The sequence below is a fragment of the Natrinema halophilum genome, from assembly GCF_013402815.2.
Classification (GTDB): Archaea; Halobacteriota; Halobacteria; order Halobacteriales; family Natrialbaceae; genus Natrinema; species Natrinema halophilum.
Genome location: NZ_CP084880.1, coordinates 418,619 through 425,401, shown reverse-complemented (window position 1 = coordinate 425,401; position 6,783 = coordinate 418,619). Strand labels below are relative to the sequence as shown.

Here is a 6,783-nt window from a genome sequence, read left to right as displayed (position 1 = left end):
TAGGAACGAGGTGGAATACTTCTAGCCAAAGTTTTAGTTGTACAGGTGGCAGCTATTCCATGAGCTGTCTCGAGTGTTCCCCAGTGTCCTCGAAACGTATCTTTCCAAAAGATGGATCATACCAGCGATCACGATACACTGACGCTACACCTGATTTTGACCGGCGAAGCCGAGCATGGAATGGACGGCGACTGCAGTTTTCGTCAATTGCTTGAGGATCTTGGACGGAGGTACGAAGTGTCACCCACAACTCCGCAGGAGGTCGTGTGCAATTGGATTGACCGGAAGACTTCTGTCATGACGAAAGCCCAACCGCTTCCCGAATAGAGTTTCATCGAGTCAGTTCGAGCAGAAACCGCTTGAACCGAAGTCCATGGAAAAGAGGGGGCAAACAATATTATCAGTGAGTGTATTTCTATCCTCCACACCTGATTCAAGATATCTGTTACAGATAGGAATTACAGATTGATTGTCCAGACAATCGATGCAGTTTGCCTTACAGATTTGCCACCGGGGCTGTTCGTTCTAAACACGAAAGAATCGAATTTGAAGTAAATTTCGTCCGAGTCTTCTGTAACAGGTTATTGTGACAGACAGCAGTCTGTAACAGATATCCGCATCAGACTACAAAGGCATACTGTGACTTATCATCACTGCCATTCCGGAATAAATATGGGAAATAATCCAAATCCTGCAGAGACAGATATATCAAACAGATATCCGTCACTCGAATATACAACTAGTTTCAATAACAGACATCTGTAACAGATACCAAAAACAGACAGTAGTTACAGAATACCATAGAGGACGGTAGTAACATACGGACCAGAAGGAACACACGATCCTACAGAGCAGACAAACACAACAGGCACCCAAAGCAGATGACTGTACCAGATATCAGTAACAGCCACATAACGAAGACTCTCAAATCCGAGAACTGTTATCTGACGGCTCGAATAAGCCAACCAAATCAGCCTGCATTTCATCTCGCCGATGTCGACGTCGCTCAGACTCTGAGAGGTAATTATCCAGCACGACGTCAGCGGATCGAGATCCTTGTTCTTCCGCGATATCCTTGAACCGGTCGGCCACTCGTTTTACCGCTTCGCCGTATGCAGTGTACCAGTACCGCCGTCCCATCTTCGGTGTCGGAGTCTCTCCATCAACGGAGATACCGGCATCTTCAGCGAGATTTCGAAAATGACGTCGCGCTGTTTCCGTTGAAATATAACCAGATTTTGATGACAACGATGGAAGGATATAGCCGTTCCAATCCTCACCGTATTCACGGTAGAGCTGATCAATTCGGGACTTGAGTTCCTCAATACCGACGAGCAACGCAACAGTTCCGGGTCCGTTTTTCCGCTCGTCCTGGTCAAACGAGATATATGGATCTGCACCCTCTAGATCTTCTTCATCTTCTGGCGAAAGCGTCAGCTGATTCGAGTGCAATGCACAGATCTCGCTCGGTCGAAGTCCCCATCCACAAACACCAATTACAAGCAGACGATCCTCCGGTAACTCGGCAGCTCGGTAGAGTGCATGAATCTGCTCGGCGTTGAGCGCAGAATTGTCCCACTCTGGTGCCGAATCCCAGCCGAATCGTCTTTCGAGTCTCCTCGTCGGGTCGTAGTCAGCCTTCCCGAAGTCAACACGATGTTGGTAGAATTGTCGAACCTCCTGGACGTACTTGAGACGTGAGGCGTGAGTGTTCAACGCTACGTCCAGTTGCCGAAGTGCGTCAAATGCGTCTGCTACGCGAGCCTTCTCCTCAGAGCTTCCCTGCTCAGAACGGAGGGAGGAAAGCAGATCATCCATTCCATTCACCTCACGGTACAGTTTGACGTACCGTCTGAGCACCGATCGCCTCGTTGCGACGGTCGATTCAGCGCGTCCCTGTCGCTCACGGAGTTCCACCAAATACGACTCGATTTCTTTCCGTGTAGTATCGTCTTCAACGAACTCGAAACTTCCACTGCCATCTTCAGAGACAGGCGGAACACTGATTTCGTCGTAGAAATCTCCCGGAGAGAGATCGAAGTTCCGAGAAAGATGAGCGACAAAGCCTCGATAGTGGTTACTGAGCCATGCGTAGGCAGGGGTTTCCTGCTCAGGATCGAAACCGTCGGAACTCATTCGGGGGATGATTTCCTCGCGGTAGAAGCGCTCGCAGTCCTCGAGGTCCATCGTGCTATACCGTGGTGATTCTGTCGTGGTGTCGGTGGGCATTGATGATGGTGGGTGAGACAGGTAGATTGAGAGTTTCCAGACTCCACAGAAACGGTGAAACCATACAGCTGAAGGTCAGATGCTCTGTTGTTCCCCAATTCTAAGTTGACCGATTTCGGTAGTCAGGAATGTTCACTCAATAGTCTTATATTTTGTGTGTGCTTGTTTTCTAATCCAGAAAACCATTGCATCACAAGTAGGCCAAATAGTTGCCACTTAGTTATAAACACCATATCGCTATAACAATTTTCATTGTTGTGACCTCATAACCCTATGAAGAAGATCCGGCTATCTACCGCAATAGGTGTCAGTGTTGGGAGTAAGGAAATGGTCGAGCTAGTGGGAGTTGGTGAACTCAAATGCTCTACATCGTAATCAAACGGGCACGCGAGCAAAGAGTGTTTTCACGCGAGGACACACCAACCGTACGGCAGGTCGAGGTAGCGTTTCTGTACCATCTCGGGCTGTCTTACCGCCAGGTTGGCGAGTGGTTCGGCCACTCTCATCAGGCGGTCCACGAGTAGCATACGGCGCTGGCTGAACTGTTCGAACCGAAACCTGACGACCAAGGCACAATGATCGTCGACGAGACGGAAGTCTTCGTCGACGACCGGAAGGTGTACGTCTAGGCGGCGATCAACCTCCATACGTACGAGGTGATTCACGGCGAGGCTTCGCCTGGTCGGTCCGATCTCGACGCGTTGCTGTTCCTGCGAACGGACCTCGAACGATGTCGAGGGCGACCCGTGATTGTCGTCGATCGCGGACCCTGGTACAATTAGAGTCTCGACAAGTTTGATTTGCCGTGTGAGTCACGCCGAGAAACGTGGGTTGGTCGTTCGATCGTCGAATCGTAGTTTGGCCCATCAAACTCCGCATTCGATGCTTTTTCGACCGTTTTCTGTATCGCAGTTCGTGGCAGTCACTTGATCGTTGGGTAAAAGCCTTTGCGGTGATACACAATGCGAGGTGCTAACTCTGACACCCCTTTCCGGTTGGAAAGTACTGAATATATAATTTCCCAAATTCAAAATTGTTTGCTTATTCAGTGCTGTGAAGATTGAAGTTGTTATCTTTACGCGTACAAGGTATGGACGATTGCTAACGACGTAGTACTGATGATGACTAATGAAATTAATACCGCGATTATTAGCTTAAGCCCGGCACTTTTGATATCGTCATATTGAATACTCACACCTAGACCAGTGAAAGCGATAACGAATAACGATTCGTAGATGTTCTCCAGAAAATCGTTCGAGCAGTTCCATAACTAAGCAACAATGGTCCTTCACATTAGCGTTGAATAGAAGAGGAGAGCGCATTGTTCCGAGCAAACTTCTTAGAATATATTCCAGTAGAACCTATACTTATAATATATGCAGATGCAACGACTAATCGGCACTCGTCGCATCGGACATACCCGGTACGACCACTGTCCAACTCACTATGGGACGAGGAGGTCACACTCGTGTTACCGGGACATTCTGGACCGACCGGTACCCCCACGCGCATTGCAGCCAATCATAGCATCTCAATTCGTAGCGAATGGGAAAAGTCATTATGCGTCATCGTTAAAGGGTAGGTATGGTAAGTTCAGGAACTGGCGATGGATCCAGACGTCGTACGAAAGTTGCTGCACTCATCCACGAGTACGAGTTGGGAGAATCGTTCGGAGAACGACTTGAAACCCTCTGGACTCAGACCGAGAACCGACGAAGCCTACGCGAACTCGCAGATCTATTTAATAAAGAACTCCTCGCGTCGACGCTTGTTTCTGCCCGGCGTATCGACCGTTGACGGTGACGTTGAGAATTTATACCGGTTGCTTACTGCCGACGATGTGAGTAGCGGTGCTCGTACGGAGGCCCGCGCGCACCTCGAATACGACGGGATAGACGTCGATCGCCTGGAGAGTGACTTCGTAACCTATCAGGCGATTCGAACGTACCTCAAAGAGCACCGCGACGCGGAGTACGACTCATCGAGCGAGTATGGCGGCGTCGAGGCGGCGTCCAACAGCATTAACCGACTTCGCTCCAGAGTACGGTCAGTTGTCGATGGAACTCTTGAACGACTTACCGCATCCGACCTGATCACGCTCGGTGAGTACCGGTTGTTCGTCAACGTCGAGGTGCTGTGTACGGACTGCGGTACCCAACACAGCGTCGTCGATCTCCTCCAGCGTGGGGGATGTAACTGTGACGAACAGAGCCGGCCAAACGAAAAATAACAACACTAGTATTGTTATGGTTTCCGCCAGGACCGGCCAATCGAAGGATAAGCAAAAGGACGGTTCGACCGTCTAAACAGCTTAGAATTCGGCTACCCTGGTGTGGGTATCGTCGAAGGCCTGCGTATCTTCGGGGAGGAGAGCGACGACAGTATACTCAGAGAATTCTGCCATGTAAGGTACGAGATTTGCTATTCGATCAGCGTCGATCGCTTCGAGGGAGTCAAGAAGGAGGAACGGCACCGTTTCGTGGAGGTCGTGAACAAGATAGCCTGCAAGAGCAAAGATGAGGCCTGTAACTTCCCGCTCGGATTCACTGAGGTGGTCGATGGAGTCCTCGTACGTCGTCCCCGCCTCTGTAGTACGGACGATGTGGATATCGAACAACGTCTTATCGACTGTCTGTCGGCCGTCTCGCATGCGCGTTTGTTGGCGTTCGATCCAGATCCGCTCGAGATTGTCGTACTCGAGGATCTCCAGCACCTTGGTCATGTGTTTATTGAACGCTTCAACAGCATCTTCTTCGATCTGGTCGATCCGCGTCCGGAGTTCAGTGAGCTGCTCGGTCACGGCATCGTAACGCTCCCGAAGCTGCGATTCCTTCGAGAACCGGTTTTCGATTTCATCGATCCGTTCCACCACGTCTTCTCGTTCAGATTCGAGTCTTTCAAGTTCGAACTCGAGCTGATTGGCTTCGCGATGTAAATCGAGGATCTCGTCGAAGTCCTCTGCCTCGAGTGCTTCCACTTCTGCTTCAAGGGATTCGATCTCTTCACTCAGCTGTGTGCGATCCTCCTGTAGTGATTCGATCGACGTCTCCCGGCGATTAATTTCGTCGACGATCTCTTCCAGACGGCGGTCGATCGTCTCCCGTCGCCGCTGTCGTTTTTCGTTCTCGTGTTGTTTCTCGGTCAGCTCTTCGAGTTCATCCTCGATCGATCTGATTGTATCGAGATTTTCCGACCGGTTCTCCTTAAGATGCTCGATCGTTCCCTCGATCTGTATGCGGCCGACCTCGGAACCACAGGTCCAGCAGCGGACTTTATCCTCAACCAGTCGATCGGCGATGGCATCGTCGGATTCGTCGCCGCGCAGCACCGAACTGTCCTCGCCTGCAGCATCGTCGAGCATCTCTTCGTTAAACTCAATGAGATCCTGAAGGGTACTGGTGTCGTCCTCGAGACGGTCCTTGCGCTCGTGGAGGGACTCAATCTCCCGTTGGAGTTCCTCGTTGCCTCCCACAGGCGAACCGGGCAATTCCGATGCCTCTGCCTTGAGCTCGCGACGCTCGGACTGCAGGGACCGGATACTTTCCCGCTGCACGTCGATGTCCGACCGGACTTTTTCTTTCTCTGCCCGTTTTTCTCTGAGATTGGCGAGATGAGTTTCAAGCTTCTCTTTCTCTGTCCGTTTCGATTCAACATTTGCTTCCGTTTCCTCGATCTCATTTTCTTTCTCCTCGAGGAGGGCGTGTTTTTCTTCGATATTAGACTCTAGTCGCTTCCTCTCTTGTTCCAATTCTGGTAACTCGCGCCTGTACTCATCAATCTCGTCGAGTTCATTATCGATTTCGTCTTTCTTCGCCTTGAGCTCGCGAATCTCCGTTTCAATTGCGGCGGTGTCCACGGGTTCCATGATTAGTTCGTGGAGGTCCTGCTGTTGTGTCACCGCACGTCTGGCTTCGTTATCCGTAAAAAGGAAGGCGAATGTATCGGCGACGCCTGGGTCTTCCAGATACGGATCCCCGCTTTTAGTCACGGTGTCGTTCGAGCGAGAGTACTTCCGCGTGTACACCTCGTCATCCAGGTCGAGTTTGACGTAGCCATCTTCGGCGTCACCTTTCAAGCTGGCGTTATCACTCCCCATCGCGGCTGCGATGGCCTGAAGGAAGGACGTCCGATTCGTCGCGTTCCGACCAGTAAGGATGGACACACCCGGTGACACCGAGACAGTTGTCTCGTCAATTCCACCGATATTACACACCTCGATCTTTGCGAGTTTTTCTGGAGTTTGTTTTGCAGGCATTGCGTATTATCTCGCGCGGATGATTAAATTCTCTGCGGTTGGACGTCACCTGTTACCGACCACAATCAGGATTCAGCGATTGTAAACGAGACCGTCCCAATTCCCTTCACCCCCAGCATAATCTGCTTCTGGGATCGGTGATCGTACCAAATGCTGCCTTTATAACAGCATAGAGATTCGAGGATTAATTTGCCAGGGTGAAAAGCAGCTTATGGCGCCCTACTGTATCATTCTACTATCGCTAGCGGATGACCCAGGCACATTGTCGGGCGTTCACAAATACAGATTGTACGACTCGG

At 50.7% G+C, this 6,783-nt stretch carries 5 protein-coding genes; 2 read left to right on the top strand and 3 right to left on the bottom strand.

The features are described from left to right. Positions 1–924 precede the first annotated feature (924 nt). The gene (locus HYG82_RS43790) at positions 925–2,136 is read right to left on the bottom strand and encodes a tyrosine-type recombinase/integrase (protein WP_235218067.1); all 1,212 of its coding nucleotides are present in this window, start codon (positions 2,134–2,136) and stop codon (positions 925–927) included. 497 nt (positions 2,137–2,633) lie between these two features. Beyond that, positions 2,634–2,876, bottom strand: coding sequence for a hypothetical protein (locus tag HYG82_RS43785; RefSeq protein WP_235218066.1), 243 nt, complete (start codon positions 2,874–2,876; stop codon positions 2,634–2,636). Positions 2,877–3,813: 937 nt separating this feature from the next. Here HYG82_RS43785 and rdfA (HYG82_RS44520) point away from each other — a divergent pair. Next, on the top strand, positions 3,814–4,026 hold the full coding sequence (gene rdfA / locus HYG82_RS44520; protein WP_343233123.1) for a rod-determining factor RdfA: 213 nt from the start codon (positions 3,814–3,816) through the stop codon (positions 4,024–4,026). Between the two features lie 43 nt (positions 4,027–4,069). Next, positions 4,070–4,459, top strand: a complete 390-nt coding sequence (gene rdfA / locus HYG82_RS43780; RefSeq protein WP_235218065.1) for a rod-determining factor RdfA — start codon at positions 4,070–4,072, stop codon at positions 4,457–4,459. An 81-nt stretch (positions 4,460–4,540) separates the two neighbouring features. Here the strand turns inward: rdfA (HYG82_RS43780) and HYG82_RS43775 are convergent, their stop codons facing one another. After that, entirely contained in the window at positions 4,541–6,484 is a 1,944-nt protein-coding gene (locus HYG82_RS43775) for an archaea-specific SMC-related protein (RefSeq protein ID WP_235218064.1), read from the bottom strand. Positions 6,485–6,783: the final 299 nt, after the last annotated feature.